This is a genomic window from Paracoccus xiamenensis (assembly GCF_011308835.1).
GTDB classification, from domain to species: Bacteria; Pseudomonadota; Alphaproteobacteria; order Rhodobacterales; family Rhodobacteraceae; genus Paracoccus; species Paracoccus xiamenensis.
Genome location: NZ_JAAOHY010000001.1, coordinates 448394 through 465107 on the forward strand (window position 1 = coordinate 448394; position 16714 = coordinate 465107).

A 16714-nucleotide genomic window follows, 5' to 3' on the forward strand; every position below is an offset into this window, starting at 1 on the left:
GAACGATCCGCCATGCGCGTCCGCATCTACCAGCCCGCCCGCAATGCCATGCAATCCGGAACCGCACGCTCGCGGCTATGGGTGCTGGAATTTCCGCAGGCGGACCGGCGCGACATCGACCCGCTGATGGGCTGGACCAGTTCCGATGACACCCAGTCGCAGGTCCGCCTGCGCTTCGCCACCCGCGCCGAGGCCGAAGATTACGCCAAGGAAAACGGGCTGGATTACGTGGTGGTCGACCCGCAAAAACGGGCCGCAAATGTGCGCCCGCGCGGTTATGGCGAGAACTTCGCCACCGACCGCCACGCGCCCTGGACGCATTGACGGGCCGGCACGGCGATGGATGCGCTGACGCTGGGGCCGGAAAGCCCGCTGCACCCCGATCTCGATCTGTTGTTCGCGCGGCATCGCGCCTTTTGCCAGGCCGACACGCCGCCCGAATCCATGCACATGATGGATCGGGCAGCGCTGGATGTGCCGGGAATCAAGTTCCTCGCCCTGCGTGACGGCGCACGCGCCATTGCCATGGGGGCGATCAAGGACTTGGGCGATGGCACTGCCGAGTTGAAATCAATGCATGTTCTGGATGAGAGCCGCGGCTCTGGCGCGGCGCTGCGCATGCTTGAGGCGCTGATTGCGGCGGCACGCTCTGCCGGGCACCGGGCGATTTTGCTGGAAACCGGGGCTCAGCCCAGCTTTACCCCGGCGCGGAACTTCTACGCGCGTGCAGGTTTCATCGAATGCGCACCCTTCGCGGGCTATGTGCCTGACCCAAACAGCACCTTCATGCGGCTCGACCTGTGACCCAGGTTGTGCGGGTCAGCTGAACCGCGCGATTTGGCGTTAACCCGTGCGGCAAATGCCGGGCTTGCGCAGCACTCACTGCCGATCTTGCAGGGATTCTGGAAAAACCGGTAGGCGCGGTTGCCTGCATATTTCCGGTTCTCTCTACGCATCTTATTCGGATGGCGGTGTCGCCTTAGAGTTGCCTTTTACGTTGCGTGGGCCGCGCTTTTCGGCCATCAACGCGCCGTGCGGCCCCGTAGCTCAACTGGATAGAGCACGGACCTTCTAAGTCTGGGGTTGAGGGTTCAAGTCCTTCCGGGGTCGCCAGAATCAAAAGTAACGCAATAAATACAAATCATTGCAGGGCGGGTTGCCGCCTGTTTTCGCGCTGTGCGGTTCATGCTGTCGATGTCGGCAAGGGCCGTGCCAGATGAATTGCCGCTATTCTTCCTGCGCCCGCCAAACCGGCTGCCGCTTCTCGGCAAATGCGCGTGCGCCCTCGGCGGCGTCGTCGCTGGCGATCAGATCGCGTAGCTGGCGGTCGTTCTGCTGCCACAGCCGGTCCATGTCGGCCTCATCAGAGGCACGAACCAGATCCAGGCTTGCCGCGATCGAAAGCGGCGCGTTCGCAGCGATGCGTTCAGCCATCTGCAGGCATTCGGTCATCGGCGGCGCGTCGGTTACCCGGTTGATCAGCCCCCAACGCAGCGCCTGTTCGGCATCGAAACGATCACCCAGCAACAGGATTTCGTTGGCGATGACGGGCGGCAGTCGTCGACCGACGCGGATCGCGCCGCCGCCGCCGGCGACCAGCCCCAGCCGCGATTCCGGCAGGCCGAACACTGCCTCGCGCGCGGCCACGACCAGATCGCAGGCCAGCACCAGTTCAAAGCCGCCAGCAAGGGCCGGTCCCTGCACGCAGGCAATCACAGGCTTCGATCTTGGCTGGCTGACGAAGCCGCCGAAACGGCCGTCGCCGAAAAGGATCTGTTCCGCTTCGCCGGTCAGAAACGCCTTCAGGTCCATGCCGGCGCTGAACACCGGCCCGTTCGCGGCCAGAATTGTGACGCGCAGATTGCGGTCGCTTTCGACGCGCGAAATCGCCGCATGAAGGGCTGCGGTCATCTCGGTATTCATGGCGTTGCGCTGTTGGGGCCGGTTCAGCGTGATGATGGCAACGGCACCACGCGTTTCGAACAGCACGTCTTCGGCGTTTGCGGTCATCTATTCCTCCTGTGCCGTCTGGCTTTCCGCCGCAGCTTCTTCTTCTGCCATGCGGCGAAGCGTGGCGCGGATGATCTTGCCGGTGGTCGTCATCGGCATCTCGGTGATGAAGCGGACGACGCGGGGGTATTCATAGGCGGCAAGGTGCGATTTCACATGCTGGGCAATCTGCTGCGCAAGCTGGTCGCTGCCGTCATAGCCTTCGTTCAGGACCAGATAGGCGGCCACCACCGATCCGCGCAGCGGGTCCGGCTTGCCAACCACGCCCGCCATCTGAACGGCGGGATGAGAGATCAGGCTGTTTTCGATCTCTGCCGGGCCGATCCGATAGCCGGCAGAGCCGATGACATCGTCATCGCGCCCGACAAAGCGCAGCCGGCCATCGGGGTCGGCAGTGCCGCGATCCCCGGTCAGAAGCCAGCGTTCGGCGCCGGATTGCGCGAACTTTTCTTCCGTTGCCTGCGGATTGTTCCAATAGCCCAGAAACATAACAGGATCGGGCGCGCGTACCGCGATATCGCCTTCTTCACCGGGTTCCAGAGTGCGTCCGTTTGCGGCATCGATCACGGCCACCTCGTGGCCCGGAACCGGGCGGCCCATCCATCCGGGGACGGGTGCCTCCAGCGCGGCGCAGCTGGAGACGATCATGTTGCATTCGGTCTGGCCGTAGAATTCGTTGATGGTGGTCCCGAAGACCTCGCGGCCCCAATTCAGCAGCTCTGCGCCCAGGGTCTCGCCACCGCTGGCGACGGATCGCATCTGTAGGCCATAGCTGGCGGCGTCAGGGTGCTGGCGCATGATCTTCAGCGCGGTGGGCGGCAGGAAGGCATTGCGGATCCGGTAATCACGGATCAGCTCGAACGCGGTTTCGGCGGAAAACTTGGCAAAGCGGCGCGCGACGACCGGAATGCCGTGATGCAGCGCCGGCATCAGCACATCCAGCAGCCCGCCAATCCACGCCCAGTCGGCCGGCGTCCACATGCGGTCGCCGGGCTGGGGCAGGAAATCATGGCTGATCTCGACCCCCGGCAGGTGGCCCAGCAGCACGCGATGGGCATGCAGCGCGCCCTTCGGGTTGCCGGTCGTGCCCGAGGTATAGATCAGGATGGCCGGATCGTCGGCGCGGGTGGCAACCGGCGTAAAACTGTCCGGCTGCGCGTCGCAGGCATCGTGAAAGCTGCTGGCACCTTCGGCCGGGCCGTCGACCGACAAGACGACCTGCAGATTGGGCAGGCGGTCGCGCAGCTGGGCCAGCTTTTGCGCGCCTTCCGAATTTGTGATGACTGCCCGCGCACCGGAATCGCGCAACCGGTGCAGCAGGGCCTCTTCCCCGAACAGGGTAAACAGCGGGATCGAGATGCAGCCCATGCGCGTGACGGCGACATGGCAGACGGCGGTTTCAAAGCTTTGCGGCAGCAGCACGCCGACCCGGTCGCCCATGCCGTCGCGGCGCGCGATGCCAAGCGCGCCAAGCGCATTCGCCAGCTGATTCGACCGCGCGCGCAGATCGCCGAAACTGTATTTGCGCGCCGTGCCATCCGCGCCCACGTCGATGATGGCCAGCATGTCAGGGTCGCGGTCGGCCCATTTGTCGCAGGTGTCGATGCCGATATTGTAGAATTCGGGAATGTCCCAGCGAAAGCTGTCACGCAGTTCGCTGAATGTCGCCTTTTGCGGCAGCATGTTGGCCCCCCTTGTTCTTGCCTGCGACCAAGACAGTCGGCCAGCTTCGGGGCAGGCGTCAAGGCCGTCATTCTGCGGCCTTCCCTTACGTCAGCGTCGGAGGCACCTCCCGAAATCGTTGACAACAAAGGAGTCAGCCGAAACACTCTGCCCCAATAAGGGAGAGAGCAGACAAAAATGATAACCGTGATCGACTGGATCAACGAGGCGGTGGGGCGTGTCGTCTCGCTGCTGGCGGGCGTGTTCGCCGCAATCATCATCTACGACGTGTTCATGCGATACGTGATGCGAGAGCCGACGGCTTGGGCATTCGACCTGACCAAGATGATTTTCGGCTTCTATTTCATCATGCTGGGCGGATATGCGCTGCGCCACCAGTCGCATGTCCGGGTCGATCTGCTGACCGCGACCATGCGGCCCGCGCTGCGCCGCTGGGTGGAAATTGCGGGCTATGTGATCTTCTTCTTCCCCTTCGCGATCATCTTTGCGCTGTATAGCTGGCAATTCGGGCTGCGCTCGCTGGCGCAGGGGGAAAAGACCTATGGCGCGGTGCAACTGCCGGTCTATCCGATCAAGCTGGCGATGGGGGTCGCCGCTGTGCTGCTGCTGATACAGGGCCTGTCAGAGCTGCTGAAACTGCTGCTGCACCGCACCGATGATCTGACCCCGATGGAGCCGAACGATGTTCGCTGATTTCATCGACGGCGCCATCGCCTTCCTGCCCAATCTGCTGGGTTGGATGGCGATTCCGGGAATCGACGGCGGAAGCATTGCGCTGATCATGGCGGGCCTGCTGGTGCTGGGTCTGTTCATGGGGCATCCGCTGGCCTTCGTGCTGGGCGGCACTGCGGTGCTGGGCGCATTCATCGCTGGCAAGCCCATGGTGTTGGGCATCACCATCAACCGCATCTTTGGCGATGTGCTGGACAACTTCACCCTGATCGCCATCCCGCTTTTCGTCCTGATGGCGCGGTTTCTGTCCGATAGCGGCGTCACCGACAAGATGTTCGAGGCGCTGCGTCACCTTATGGCCAATGTGCGCGGTGGGCTGGGGCTGGCGGTCGTGTTTATCTCGATCCTGCTGGCGGCGACCACGGGGATCATCGGCGCTTCCATCACCGTGATGGGCGTCATGGCGCTGAAGCCGATGCTGCAATACGGCTATGACAAGCGGCTGACGACGGGGCTGATCGGGGCCTCGGGTTGCCTTGGCATTCTTATCCCGCCGTCCATCATGCTGATCCTGATGGCGTCCTATGCGCCCGGCCTGTCGGTGGGCGAGCTGTTCGCAGGTGCAATGCTGCCCGGCGTGTTGCTGGGGCTGATGTATGCGATCTATGTCTATCTGCTGGCGGTGATCCGGCCCGATCTGGCGCCGCGCGTGGCAGAACACGAACAGATCTCGCGCGGCGAGATGTGGAAGATGCTGATCGTCGAGGCGGTGCCGCCGCTGATCCTGATCCTTGGTATCCTCGGCTCGATGCTGATGGGGATTGCAACGGCGACCGAGGCCTCGGCCATCGGGGCCTTGCTGGCCCTGCTGATCGTAATCTTCCGGGGCCGGTTCACATGGGCGAATTTCTACAGCGCGTTTCTGGAAACCGGCCGCACCTCGGCGATGATCCTGTTCATCGTGGTCGGTGCGACGGCCTTCACCGGCGTCTTCAACATCACTGGCGGTCTGACGGCGACGCAGGACCTGATCCGGGGGCTGGCCGAAAACCCCAGCACGCTGCTGGTGGTGATGCTGGTGACAGTGTTCATTCTGGGCATGTTCCTTGACTGGACGGGCATCGTGCTGCTGTGCTTCCCGATCTTCCTGCCCATCGTGAACGAAATGGGCGTCAGCCCGCTGTGGTTCGTGGTCCTGATGGCGGTGGTTCTGCAGACCAGCTTCCTGTCGCCGCCATTCGGCTATGCGCTGTTCTATATGCGCGCGATCTCTCCGCCCGATATCAGCACCGGCGACATCATTCGCGGCGTGGTGCCGTTCATCATGATGGTGCTGATCATGTGCGGGTTGATCGTGCTGTTCCCGCAACTGGTCACCTGGTTGCCCGATACCCTTTACCGAAGCTGAAGAAGAAACTGACAAGGAGGAAGTCAATGTATTCGAAATTTCTGATCGGGGCGGCCACAGCCGCGTTGCTGGCGGGGCCGGCACTGGCCGAAAACTGGACCATGACCACGACCTGGCCCGCCTCGCTTGAACTGATCGAGATCGACAAGAAATTCGTCGAGATCGCCAATGCGCTGGTTGATGACGAAGACCTGACCATCGAGTTCTTCGAAGGCGGCGCACTGGTTCCGGCGGGCGAGGTTTTCGGGGCCGTCGAATCCGGCACCATTCAGGCCGGCGGCGACTGGCCGGGTTACTGGGCCGGACGCGATGCGGCGTTTTCGCCGCTGTCGACCACCACCAGCCTGTTCAATGCGGTTGATTACATCAACTGGATCAAGGGCTGGGGCGGGGCCGAGATGTATAACGAGGTCTATGGCAAGTTCGGCATGGTCTATCTGCCTTACGGCGTGACCAACAACGAATCCGGCTTCCGCACCGTCGACAAGCCGATCAAGACGACCGAGGACCTGCAGGGTCTGCGTCTGCGCCTTTCCGGTCTCGAACAGGGGAAACTGCTGGGCAAGCTGGGCGGCAGCCAGGTCAGCATGGCCGGGGGTGAGATCTATCAGTCGCTGGAGCGCGGCGTGATCGACGGGGCCGAATTCTCGACTCCGAACGTCGACCTGTCGGGTGGCTTCGATCAGGTGACGAAACACTGGTCGACGCCGGGCTGGCACCAGTCCTCGTCCGTCTTCGGGGTGATGATCAACAAGGCGTCCTGGGATGCGCTGTCGCCGGAAACCCAGGAAAAGCTGAAGGTCGCGGCGGATGCGACGCTGCTGTGGTCGCTGGCCAACACCGAAAAGCGCGCGACCGAGGCCTATCAGGCCTTCCAGGAAGCCGGGACCGAGATCAGCCGTCTGGACGACGCCACGCTGGAGAATATCCAGACCATGGCGAACGAGACCATCACCGAAGTGGCCTGCGAAAATCCCAGCTCGGCCAAGGTCTATGCTTCGATGCTGACCTATCTGCAGGACTACGCCAAATGGCGTGATGCCTCGGCGCCCTATAACCTGGGTCGCACGCCCGCCGGGCCGGATCTGGCGAAAATCCAGGAATGCGCGGGCGGCGCCTGATCCGATAACAGGTTGGCCCCGGCGATCACGTCGGGGCCTTCAACTCGCCTTTGCCAGTTTCTCCACCGCCTTTTCGGCGAGAAACTCGATCAGCAGCCGGATCTTCAGATCCTGCAATTTGCGATGCGGATAAAGGCAGCCGAATATGGATGGCACGGGTCGAAAGGCGGGCAGAACCTCGACCAGGGCGCCACTGGCTAGGTGGTCCTTGACCTCGAAGACGGGCTTGTTTGCGATCCCGGCGCCGGCCAGCACCCAATCCGTCAGGACATCGCTGTCATCGGCGTCGAATTTGCCGGAAACTTCCAGTTTGCGCGGTCCCTTGGGCGTTTCCAGCAGCCAGTAATATTCGGGCGAACGCGGATAGCGCAGCAGCAGGCAGTTGTGGTTTCGCAGCAGATCCTCTGGCCTTTCGGGGGTGCCGTAGCGCTCGAGATAGGCGGGTGTGGCGCACAGAACGCGCTGACAATCCGCGATCTTGCGCATTTTCAGGCTGGAATCGTGGGGGGTGCCGACGAAAAAGGCCAGATCAATCCCGTCGGCAAGAATGTCGATCTTGCGGTCCGACATGCGCATGCGGATTTCCGTGTGGGGGTAGTTATCGGAAAATGCGGGGATCAGCGGCGCGATCAGGCGACGGCCTGCGGCAAGTGGCGCGGCAAGCCGGATCACGCCGCGCGGACCGCCCGAAAACTGCGCGGCCACGGATTCGGCATGTGCGATGGATTCCAGAACATGCCGCGCCTCGTCATAAAAGCGGCTGCCGGCCTCGGTCGGTGTCAATGAACGCGTGGTGCGATTGAACAGCCGCACACCCAGCTTCTGTTCCAGTTCCTTGATGCGCTTGCTGGCGACCGCCGGCGTCATGCGCAGATCGCGCCCGCCCGAGGTAATGCTGCCAAGTTCGACGGTGCGAACGAAAACGCGCAGGCAGTCGATATAAAGCATCTGGACTTTCCTTCATCATTTCCGGCCCGACGCTAGCCTGCGGGGCGGCAGATGTTCAGTCTAGTATTCTCAACAGGCTGTTGAAAGAGTTTCCCGAATGCCTCCGTTTTTCGAATTAGTCACAAGAGGTAGAGTAGCCGGATAGACCAAGACAGGCATCATTGGGGTGGGGATGGCTTATCAAGGCGAAATTCGGTTCCTTCTGAACGGCAAAACGGTTGTGCTGGCAGAGACGCGCGCCACGCAGACGCTGCTGGATTATCTGCGCATCGACCGCAGTCTGACCGGCACCAAGGAAGGCTGCGCCGAGGGCGATTGCGGGGCCTGCACCGTGCTGGTGGGGCGGCTGCACGAAGGTGCCCTGCGATATGAGGCGGTGAACGCCTGCATCCGCTTTCTCGCCTCGCTGAACGGCTGCCACATCGTCACGGTGGAACATCTGGCCGGGCCGCGTGGTCGCCTGCATCCGGTGCAGCAGGCCATGGTCGCCCAGCACGGCACCCAATGCGGCTTTTGCACGCCGGGTTTCGTGATGTCGCTTTATGCGCTGTGGATGGGCAATCCAACCCCGACGGTGACCGAAATCGAAACGGCGCTGCAGGGCAATCTGTGCCGCTGCACGGGGTACGAGCCGATCATCAAGGCGGCCCATGCCGTCAACAGCTATGGCTCGCCCGCCAATGACCATCTGAACCGCGAACGCGCAAACGTGACCGCGCAGCTTCGGGCGCTGCAACCCGAGGGCCGGATCGAGACGGGACCGGCGGATGACCGCGCCATCCTGCCCGCCGATCTGGACGATCTGGCCGTCGTGCTGGCCGAATATCCCAAGGCCACGATTGTCGCCGGATCGACCGATGTCGGGCTTTGGGTGACGAAATTCCTGCGCCCGATCTCGCCCGTGGTGTTCGTCGGCCATCTGGAGGAGCTGAAGCGGATCGAGATGACGGATGACGCCCTGACCATCGGTGCCGGCGTGACCTATTCCGAATCCGAAACCGCCATTCGTGCAGGCTTTCCCCATCTTGGCGAATACTGGGACCGGATTGCCGGCTGGCAGGTGCGCAATATGGGCACGATCGGCGGCAATATCGCCAATGGCTCGCCCATCGGGGATACGCCGCCGGTGCTGATCTCGCTGGGGGCAGAGGTGACCTTGCAAAAGGCGGGCGGCAAGCGGGTATTGCCGCTTGAAAAGTTCTTCATCGATTACGGCAAGCAGGATCGCGAGCCGGGCGATTTCGTGGCCGCCATCCGCATCCCGCGCCCTGCGCCGGGCCAGATCGACGCGGCCTATAAGATCTCCAAGCGCCGGGACGAGGATATTTCTTCGGTCGCGGCGGGGATCAGCGTGACCGTGACGGATGGTGCCATCACCGACGCGCGCATTGCCTTTGGCGGCATGGCGGCGACGCCGAAACGCGCCGCGACTGTCGAAGCGGCGCTGATCGGGCAGCCTTGGGACAAGGCCACGTTCGACGCGGCAGCGGCGCGGATCGGCATGGATTTCAAGCCGCTGACCGACTGGCGCGCCAGTGCCGATTACCGGCTGCTGGTCGCGGGCAATTTGCTGAAGCGGTTTTTCCTGGAACATGACGCCAACAGCGCCGCGCCGGCGCGGCTGGCCATCGCGTAAGGGGGGGCAAGATGAAGGATCATACGACCATCAACGGCGCGGTGCATCACGACCTGCAGCATGACAGCGCCATCAAACAGGTAAGCGGCACGGCCGATTACACTGACGACATTGCCGAGCCGCGCGGCACGCTGCACGCCTATCTGGGCGTCGGGAACGTCACCCATGCGCGCATCCTGTCGATGGATCTTGCGCGGGTCCGTAATGCCCCCGGCGTGGTCGATGTATTGACGGCTGCGGATATTCCCGGCGTCAACGACATCAGCCCGACCCACCGCCATGATGAGCCGGTCTTTCCGACCGAGAAGGTGGAATATCACGGCCAGCCCCTGTTCGCCGTGATCGCCGAAACCCGCGACGCGGCCCGGCGCGCGGCTGAACTGGCTGATGTGAAATACGAGGTCTTGCCGCATGCGCTCGATCCGATTGCGGCCGTCGCAGCCGGGCTGCCGATGGTGACAGAGCCGCTTTTGCTTCAGCGCGGCGATGTGTCGGGCGGGCAGGCCGATGCCACCCATCGCGTCAAGGGGCGCATGGTCGTTGGCGGGCAGGACCACATGTATCTGGAAGGGCAGGTCTCTTTCGCCATTCCGGGTGAGGATGACGAGGTGGTCGTCCACTGCTCGACCCAGCATCCCAGCGAGGCGCAGCATATGGTGGCGCAGGTGTTGGGTGTGCCCTCGAACGCGGTGACGGTGAATGTGCGCCGCATGGGCGGCGGGTTTGGCGGCAAGGAAAGCCAGATGAACATCTTCGCCGTGGTTGCCGCATTGGCGGCCAAGCGGCTGAACCGTCCGGTGAAGATCCGGCCCGACCGCGACCAGGACATGAGTGCGACCGGCAAGCGGCACGATTTCGTCATCGATTATGACCTGGCCTTTGATGACAGTGGCCGCATTCAGGCGGTCGAGGGCCATTTCGCGGCGCGTTGCGGCTATTCCTCGGACCTGTCGGGGCCGGTGACCGACCGCGCGCTGTTTCATGCCGACAACGCCTATTATTACCCGCATGTCCGGCTGACCTCGAACCCGCAAAAGACGAACACGGTGTCGAACACCGCCTTTCGCGGCTTTGGCGGCCCGCAGGGCGTGGTCGCGGCCGAGCGGATGATCGAAGAAATCGCCTATGCGCTTGGGCGCGACACGCTGGAGGTGCGGCGCACCAATTTCTACGGCGACGACGGTCGCGACATGACGCCCTATCACCAGCAGGTGCAGGACAATATCATCGGGCGCATCGTCGATCAGCTGGAGGTCAGTTCGGATTATCAGGCGCGGCGTCGGGCGGTGCTGGACCACAATGCGCAAGGCGGCATCATCCGGCGCGGGATCGCGCTGACGCCGGTGAAGTTCGGGATTTCGTTTACCAAGACGAATTACAATCAGGCCGGATCGCTGATCCATATCTACACCGACGGCTCGATCCAGCTGAACCATGGCGGGACCGAGATGGGGCAGGGCCTGAATACCAAGGTCGCGCAGGTTGTGGCTGACGCGTTCCAGGTGGATTTCGACCGCATCAAGATCACCAAGACCACGACCGAAAAGGTGCCCAACACCTCTGCCACCGCCGCATCCAGCGGCTCGGACCTGAACGGGATGGCGGCGCTGAACGCGGCCGAGCAGCTGAAAGACCGGCTGACCGCCTTTGCTGCCGATAAGTGGCAGGTCACACCCGAACAGGTGGCGTTCCTGCCCAACGCGGTCAGGGTCGGTGACGAGGTGATGCCCTTCGCCAGTTTCATCAATCACGCCTATGAGGCGCGGGTGCATCTGTCGGCGGCGGGCTTCTACAAGACCCCCGATATTCACTGGGACCGCGCGGCGGGCAAGGGACGCCCGTTCTACTACTACGCCTATGGCGCGGCCTGTTCAGAGGTTTCGGTCGACACGCTGACCGGCGAATACCGGGTGGAACGCACCGACATTCTGCACGACGTCGGCCGCTCGCTGAACCCGATCATCGACAAGGGACAGGTCGAAGGCGCCTTCATTCAGGGTATGGGCTGGCTGACCACCGAAGAGCTTTGGTGGGACGACAAGGGGCGGCTTCGCACACATGCGCCCTCGACCTACAAGATCCCGCTTGCCAGTGACCGGCCCCGCATCTTCAACACGGAACTGGCCGATTGGTCGGAAAACCGCGAGATGACCATCAAACGGTCCAAGGCCGTGGGCGAGCCGCCCTTCATGCTGGGCATCTCGGTCTTCGAGGCGATTTCCATGGCTGTCGCCAGTACGGCGGATTACCGGATCTGCCCACGTCTGGACGCGCCGGCGACGCCGGAACGGGTGCTGATGGCCATTCAGCGCCTGCAGTCGGGCGGCTAGGGCCATGTTGCACCGCGCCAACCTGACCGAATTTCTTGCACGGCCGGGCCCGTTGATCCGGCTTTGCATCGCGAATGTGCGCGGATCGTCCCCCCGCGAAGTCGGGGCAGAGATGTTCGTGCGCGAACGCGGCCTGCACGGCACCATCGGCGGTGGTCGGCTGGAACATATGGCAATCGAGACCGCGCGCCGGATGCTGTCAGGTGACGAGATCGCGACGCAGCTGGACGTGGCCCTTGGCCCCGAGATCGGGCAGTGCTGCGGTGGCCGGATCACCGTCGATCTGAAACGGATGACTGCGGGCGACATCGAACAGGCGCTTGATCGCGCGGCAGCTGATGAGGCAGCGTGGCCAGAGGTCTACATCCTTGGTGCAGGCCATGTCGGTCGGGCCTTGGCCGATCTGTTCCAGCACATGCCGGTTCGCACCATCCTGATCGACCCGCGACTGGAGGAGCTGTCGTTGAACCGGGCGATGGTCGAGGCGCGCAACTCGGTCCTGCCAGAGCTGGACATCTCGATCGCCGGGCCGGGCAGCGCCTTCATCGTCGTCACCCACGATCACGGGCTGGATTTCCTGTTGGCGCAGGCCGCACTTGCGCGGACCGATGCGTGCTATGTCGGCATGATCGGATCGGCGACCAAGCGGGCCAAGTTCGAAAGCTGGTCCCGTCACCAATGCGACGCGCAGCTGGCCGAGCATCTGGTCTGCCCGATTGGCGCGGGCGGGACCCGTGACAAGCGACCCGCCGTCATCGCCGCCTTCGTGGTGGCCGAGGTGATGGCGCGGCTGACCAGTGCCGTTGCCGACAATTCGACGAACAGAACTGCTTGGCCGCTTTTCGCGGCCGAGTGAAACGAGGATGGGCTGCCGAATGTCCGAGGAAACTGACGCGGCCCAAACATAAGGAGATCCCGATGAGGGAGGGGAGAGGAACCACCGCCGCCCACGCGCAGCCAAACCGGCGCCGATGCGCTGCTTTTGGCAATCGGCCACGACGCCGATTGAACACACTGCGAAATCCCCCGACATGACGGGCGTCTGACGCAAGCTGTCTGGGACGAAATCATTCACGTCAATATGATGAAACGGTCGATGACAAAGCGGCCGGGACCCGTGGGAGGGGACTTCATGGAAAAATTCTTTGGGCTGGCGGCCCATAAAACAAGCGTCAGGACAGAGGTGATCGCAGGGATCACGACCTTCCTGACCATGGCCTATATCATCTTCGTCAACCCCGAAATCCTGTCGACGACGGGCATGGACCGGGATGCGGTCTTTGTCGCCACCTGTCTGGCGGCGGCGCTTGGATCGGCGATCATGGCGATCTGGGCGAACTGGCCCATCGGCATGGCGCCGGGCATGGGGCTGAACGCGTTTTTCGCCTTTACCGTCGTCGGCGCGCTTGGCTTTACCTGGCAGCAGGCGCTTGGCGCGGTCTTCATTTCCGGCATCATCTTCCTGATCCTGTCCGTCACCGGCATCCGGCGCTGGCTGATCGCGGGCATTCCGCATTCGATGCGCAGCGCCATCGCTGCGGGCATCGGGATGTTCCTTGGACTGATCGCGCTGAAAACCTCGGGCATCGTGGTGGACAATCCGGCGACGCTGGTTGGCCTTGGCGATCTGACGCAGGTCGGCACGCTGCTGGCGATACTGGGCTTCTTCATCATCGCGGCACTGGATGCGTTGAAGGTGCGCGGGTCGATCCTGATCGGCATTCTGGTCATCACCGTCCTGTCGATCCTGCTGGGTGCCAGCCAGTTCGGCGGCGTCATGTCCATGCCGCCTTCGATCGCGCCGACCTTTATGCAGCTTGACCTGATGGGCGCGCTGAGCGTCGGCATCTTCCATGTCATCCTAGTCATGGTGTTGGTCGAGGTCTTTGACGCCACCGGCACGCTGATCGGCGTCGCCAAGCGGGCAGGGCTGCTGACCGAAGGGCCTGCGCATACGAACAAGGGCCTCAGCCGCGCGCTGATGGCGGATTCGACCGCGATCCTTGCCGGTTCGGTTCTGGGCACCAGCTCGACCACGGCTTACGTCGAAAGCGCCTCGGGCGTGCAGGCGGGTGGTCGCACGGGTCTGACCGCGCTGACCGTGGCGGTTCTGTTCCTGCTGGCGATGTTCTTCGCGCCGCTGGCCGGATCGGTTCCGGGCTATGCCACCGCGCCGGCGCTTCTGTATGTCGCCTGCCTGATGGTGCGCGAGTTTTCGGAAATCACCTGGGACGACGTAACCGAGGCCGCGCCCGCCGTGCTGACCGCGCTGATGATGCCCTTCACCTATTCCATCGCCAACGGCCTTGCCTTCGGCTTTGTCAGCTATGCGCTGATCAAGCTGCTGACCGGCCGCGCGAAAGAAGTGCATATGGCGACCTGGGTCGTCGCGGGGCTGTTCGTCATCCGCTTCGCCTTCTTCGCCGAATAACCGGCTGAAGCACCACAGTACGCGCGGGCCGCCCGGCCGGTGGCCCGCGCGATTTGTTTGGCAATTTTCACTTATCGCAAACAAAGCTTAGGACGATGACAATGACAGCCAGCAAAACCTTGCTGCGCGGGCGGATCCTTGATTTCCGCGCAGAGCCGCAGGACGCGGACGATACCGACGCCTATCGCTATGTCGAAGACGGCGCGATCCTGATCGCGAACGGCATGATCAAGGCGTCGGGCGATTTCGCGACTGTAGCGGCACAGGCCCCCGACGCGCAGGTGATCGACCACCGCCCGCATCTGCTGATGGCTGGCTTCATCGACACCCATATCCATTTCCCGCAGGTGCAGGTGATCGCCAGCTGGGGTTCGCAACTGCTGGACTGGCTGAACAATTACACCTTCCCCGAAGAAACCCGCTTTGCCGATCCGGGCCATTCTGCGGCAATGGCGGCGCGTTTCTATGACCTGCTGCTGTCGCATGGCACGACCTCGGCCGTGGCCTTCTGTTCGGTCCATCCGACCTCTGCCGAGGCCTATTTCGGTGAGGCCGCGCGCCGCAACATGCGCATGATCGGCGGAAAGGTGATGATGGACCGCAACGCGCCCGACGGGCTGCTGGACACGCCGCAGACGGGTTACGACGAAAGCAAGGCGCTGATCGAGAGATGGCACGGCAAGGGGCGCGGCCTTTATGCGATCACGCCGCGCTTCGCGATCACCTCGACCCCCGAACAGCTGGACATGGCGGGGGCGCTGGTGGCCGAGCATCCCGATTGCTTCGTCCAGACCCACCTGAGCGAGAACCACGACGAAATCGCCTTCACCCGCTCGCTTTATCCCGATGCGCCGGACTATCTGGGCATCTATGAACGCTACGGCTTGCTGACGGCCAGGGCGCTGCTGGGGCATTCGATCCACCTGACGCCGCGCGAAATCGACGTGCTGGCGGAAACCGGCGCGAAGCCTGTCTTCTGCCCGACCTCGAACCTGTTCCTGGGCAGCGGGCTGTTCGACGATGCGGGTCTGCGCGGGCGCGGCATCACCAACGCGATTGCGACCGATGTCGGTGCCGGCACCAGCTATTCGATGCTGCCGACCCTGCGCGAGGGCTACAAGATCCTGCAATTGCAGAACCAGAAGCTGCACCCCCTGCGCGCCTTCCACTGGATCACGCGCGGCAATGCCGTGGCGCTTGGCCTGCAGAATCAGATCGGCACGCTGGCCGAGGGGACCGAGGCGGACGTGGTCGTCCTGAACGCCAACGCGACCCCGGCCATGGCCCTGCGGATGGAGCGGGCAGAGACGCTGTCAGAAGAATTGTTCATCCTGCAGACCCTTGGCGACGACCGCGCCATTGCGCAGACCTATGTTGCCGGGCAGGCGATGAAGACGAGCTGAGCCGGCGTGGCTCCAATACGAAAAAAGGCCGCCCGGTTTGGGCGGCCTTTGCTTTTCAGGCATGCGGCTGGCGTCAGAAATCGACCTCGATGGCGACGCCTTTTTCGGCGGCCAGTTCGACCACCGAAGCCGCAACCGCAAGATCCTGCAACCCGACGCCAGTGCCGTCAAACAGCGTGATCTGATCGTCCGAGGCGCGGCCCGGATCGGTGCCGTTGATGACCGCGCCAAGCTGCGCGATATCCGCCTCTGCGATCAGCCCCGATGCAATCGCGTGCTGCGCCTCGCCAATGGTGACGGATTGCGCGACCTCATCGGTGAAGACGCGGGCAGCGGCCAGAAGCTGGGCGTCGACTTCCTGCTTGCCCTTGGTGTCGGTGCCCATGCAGGCGATATGCGTGCCGGGGCTGACATGATCCTTCATCAGGATCGGCGCGAAGGACGAGGTGATGGTGACGATCACGTCGGCATCACGCATCCCGTCCAGTTCGACCGCCTCGAACGGCAGGCCGGCCTCGGCTGCGACCTCTTCCAGGTTTTTCAGCATCTCGGGATGCAGGTTCCAGCCGATCACCTTTTCGAAATCGCGCTGCTCCATTGCGGCGCGCAGCTGGAATTTCGCCTGATGCCCCGCGCCGACCATGCCGATCACCTTCGCATCCTTGCGCGCCAGATGCCGGATCGACACCGAGGATGCGGCGGCGGTCCGCAAAGCCGTCAACAGGTTGCCGCCGACCATGGCAATCGCCTTGCCGGTATCGGGATCGAACAGGAAAACCGTCGACTGGTGGTTGATAAGGCCGCGCTTTTCCAGGTTGTTCGGCCAGTAGCCGCCCGCCTTCAGCCCCAGCGTCAGGCCGGCCCGGTCGAACCCGCCCTTGAAGCCGTAAAGCGCATCCTCATGCCCGATGGCCTCGCGCACGACGGGGAAGTTGTAGGCGTCGCCCGCAGCCATGGCGGCAAACACCTTCTCGACCGCGTCGAAAGCGGCCTCGCGCGTCATCAGATCTGCAATTTCGCGCTCTGGCACGATCAGCATAGTGTCACTCCCTCTCAAAGAAATTGCCCGTGC

Annotated in this window: 14 protein-coding genes and 1 tRNA gene; 11 read left to right on the forward strand and 4 right to left on the reverse strand. The window is 63.2% G+C overall.

The annotated features are described in order from the left end of the window. The first annotated feature begins 12 nt into the window (after window positions 1–12). The 3 genes from G7044_RS02315 to G7044_RS02325 all read left to right on the forward strand — a co-directional run bounded on the left by G7044_RS02315 (window position 13) and on the right by G7044_RS02325 (window position 1113). A complete protein-coding gene (locus G7044_RS02315) occupies window positions 13–324 on the forward strand; it encodes an ETC complex I subunit (RefSeq protein WP_166325351.1) in 312 nt (103 codons plus the stop codon). Window positions 325–339: 15 nt separating this feature from the next. After that, entirely contained in the window at window positions 340–804 is a 465-nt protein-coding gene (locus G7044_RS02320) for a GNAT family N-acetyltransferase (protein ID WP_166325354.1), read from the forward strand. A gap of 232 nt (window positions 805–1036) precedes the next feature. Beyond that, window positions 1037–1113: transfer RNA gene (locus G7044_RS02325), tRNA-Arg, on the forward strand. Between the two features lie 114 nt (window positions 1114–1227). Here G7044_RS02325 and G7044_RS02330 read toward each other — a convergent pair. Both G7044_RS02330 and G7044_RS02335 read right to left on the reverse strand, forming a co-directional pair. Continuing rightward, a complete protein-coding gene (locus G7044_RS02330) occupies window positions 1228–2010 on the reverse strand; it encodes a crotonase/enoyl-CoA hydratase family protein (protein WP_166325357.1) in 783 nt (260 codons plus the stop codon). Then, a complete protein-coding gene (locus G7044_RS02335) occupies window positions 2011–3693 on the reverse strand; it encodes an acyl-CoA synthetase (RefSeq protein ID WP_166325360.1) in 1683 nt (560 codons plus the stop codon). It lies immediately after the preceding gene. A gap of 177 nt (window positions 3694–3870) precedes the next feature. Here G7044_RS02335 and G7044_RS02340 point away from each other — a divergent pair, with 177 nt between their 5' ends. From G7044_RS02340 to dctP, 3 genes are all read left to right on the forward strand, one after another. After that, window positions 3871–4386, forward strand: coding sequence for a TRAP transporter small permease subunit (locus tag G7044_RS02340; protein ID WP_166325363.1), 516 nt, complete (start codon window positions 3871–3873; stop codon window positions 4384–4386). A gap of 88 nt (window positions 4387–4474) precedes the next feature. Then, window positions 4475–5773 carry a TRAP transporter large permease gene (locus G7044_RS02345; protein WP_166327260.1) on the forward strand — a complete coding sequence of 433 codons (1299 nt, stop codon included), beginning with the start codon at window positions 4475–4477 and terminating at the stop codon, window positions 5771–5773. Window positions 5774–5799: 26 nt separating this feature from the next. After that, window positions 5800–6894 (forward strand): TRAP transporter substrate-binding protein DctP, encoded by a 1095-nt coding sequence (gene dctP / locus G7044_RS02350; protein WP_166325366.1) that lies wholly within the window; start codon window positions 5800–5802, stop codon window positions 6892–6894. Window positions 6895–6933: 39 nt separating this feature from the next. Here dctP and G7044_RS02355 read toward each other — a convergent pair whose 3' ends face one another. Further along, window positions 6934–7842 carry a LysR family transcriptional regulator gene (locus tag G7044_RS02355; protein ID WP_166325369.1) on the reverse strand — a complete coding sequence of 303 codons (909 nt, stop codon included), beginning with the start codon at window positions 7840–7842 and terminating at the stop codon, window positions 6934–6936. 172 nt (window positions 7843–8014) lie between these two features. Between G7044_RS02355 and xdhA the strand changes: the two genes are divergently transcribed. The 5 genes from xdhA (at window position 8015) to guaD (ending at window position 15642) form a co-directional block, all read left to right on the forward strand. Continuing rightward, window positions 8015–9478 (forward strand): xanthine dehydrogenase small subunit, encoded by a 1464-nt coding sequence (xdhA, locus tag G7044_RS02360; RefSeq protein WP_166325372.1) that lies wholly within the window; start codon window positions 8015–8017, stop codon window positions 9476–9478. Window positions 9479–9489: 11 nt separating this feature from the next. Further along, a complete protein-coding gene (xdhB, locus tag G7044_RS02365; RefSeq protein WP_166325375.1) occupies window positions 9490–11808 on the forward strand; it encodes a xanthine dehydrogenase molybdopterin binding subunit in 2319 nt (772 codons plus the stop codon). Between the two features lie 4 nt (window positions 11809–11812). Beyond that, window positions 11813–12664 (forward strand): xanthine dehydrogenase accessory protein XdhC, encoded by an 852-nt coding sequence (gene xdhC, locus G7044_RS02370; RefSeq protein WP_166325378.1) that lies wholly within the window; start codon window positions 11813–11815, stop codon window positions 12662–12664. Between the two features lie 276 nt (window positions 12665–12940). Then, on the forward strand, window positions 12941–14239 hold the full coding sequence (locus G7044_RS02375) for an NCS2 family permease (RefSeq protein WP_166325381.1): 1299 nt from the start codon (window positions 12941–12943) through the stop codon (window positions 14237–14239). Window positions 14240–14340: 101 nt separating this feature from the next. After that, complete coding sequence (gene guaD, locus G7044_RS02380; protein ID WP_166325384.1) at window positions 14341–15642, forward strand: guanine deaminase; 1302 nt, start codon at window positions 14341–14343, stop codon at window positions 15640–15642. Between the two features lie 73 nt (window positions 15643–15715). Here guaD and bhcD read toward each other — a convergent pair whose 3' ends face one another. After that, window positions 15716–16681, reverse strand: a complete 966-nt coding sequence (bhcD, locus tag G7044_RS02385) for an iminosuccinate reductase BhcD (RefSeq protein WP_166325387.1) — start codon at window positions 16679–16681, stop codon at window positions 15716–15718. Window positions 16682–16714: the final 33 nt, after the last annotated feature.

What these genes read in the sequence shown, in the direction of transcription:
- G7044_RS02375 (WP_166325381.1), top strand. Translation starts at nt 12,941, where the DNA reads ATGGAAAAATTCTTTGGGCTGGCGGCCCATAAAACAAGCGTCAGGACA.
- G7044_RS02340 (WP_166325363.1), top strand. Translation starts at nt 3,871, where the DNA reads ATGATAACCGTGATCGACTGGATCAACGAGGCGGTGGGGCGTGTCGTC.
- G7044_RS02320 (WP_166325354.1), top strand. Translation starts at nt 340, where the DNA reads ATGGATGCGCTGACGCTGGGGCCGGAAAGCCCGCTGCACCCCGATCTC.
- bhcD (WP_166325387.1), bottom strand. Translation starts at nt 16,681, where the DNA reads ATGCTGATCGTGCCAGAGCGCGAAATTGCAGATCTGATGACGCGCGAG.
- xdhA (WP_166325372.1), top strand. Translation starts at nt 8,015, where the DNA reads ATGGCTTATCAAGGCGAAATTCGGTTCCTTCTGAACGGCAAAACGGTT.
- G7044_RS02335 (WP_166325360.1), bottom strand. Translation starts at nt 3,693, where the DNA reads ATGCTGCCGCAAAAGGCGACATTCAGCGAACTGCGTGACAGCTTTCGC.
- G7044_RS02345 (WP_166327260.1), top strand. Translation starts at nt 4,475, where the DNA reads ATGGCGGGCCTGCTGGTGCTGGGTCTGTTCATGGGGCATCCGCTGGCC.
- G7044_RS02315 (WP_166325351.1), top strand. Translation starts at nt 13, where the DNA reads ATGCGCGTCCGCATCTACCAGCCCGCCCGCAATGCCATGCAATCCGGA.
- G7044_RS02330 (WP_166325357.1), bottom strand. Translation starts at nt 2,010, where the DNA reads ATGACCGCAAACGCCGAAGACGTGCTGTTCGAAACGCGTGGTGCCGTT.
- dctP (WP_166325366.1), top strand. Translation starts at nt 5,800, where the DNA reads ATGTATTCGAAATTTCTGATCGGGGCGGCCACAGCCGCGTTGCTGGCG.
- xdhC (WP_166325378.1), top strand. Translation starts at nt 11,813, where the DNA reads ATGTTGCACCGCGCCAACCTGACCGAATTTCTTGCACGGCCGGGCCCG.
- G7044_RS02355 (WP_166325369.1), bottom strand. Translation starts at nt 7,842, where the DNA reads ATGCTTTATATCGACTGCCTGCGCGTTTTCGTTCGCACCGTCGAACTT.
- xdhB (WP_166325375.1), top strand. Translation starts at nt 9,490, where the DNA reads ATGAAGGATCATACGACCATCAACGGCGCGGTGCATCACGACCTGCAG.
- guaD (WP_166325384.1), top strand. Translation starts at nt 14,341, where the DNA reads ATGACAGCCAGCAAAACCTTGCTGCGCGGGCGGATCCTTGATTTCCGC.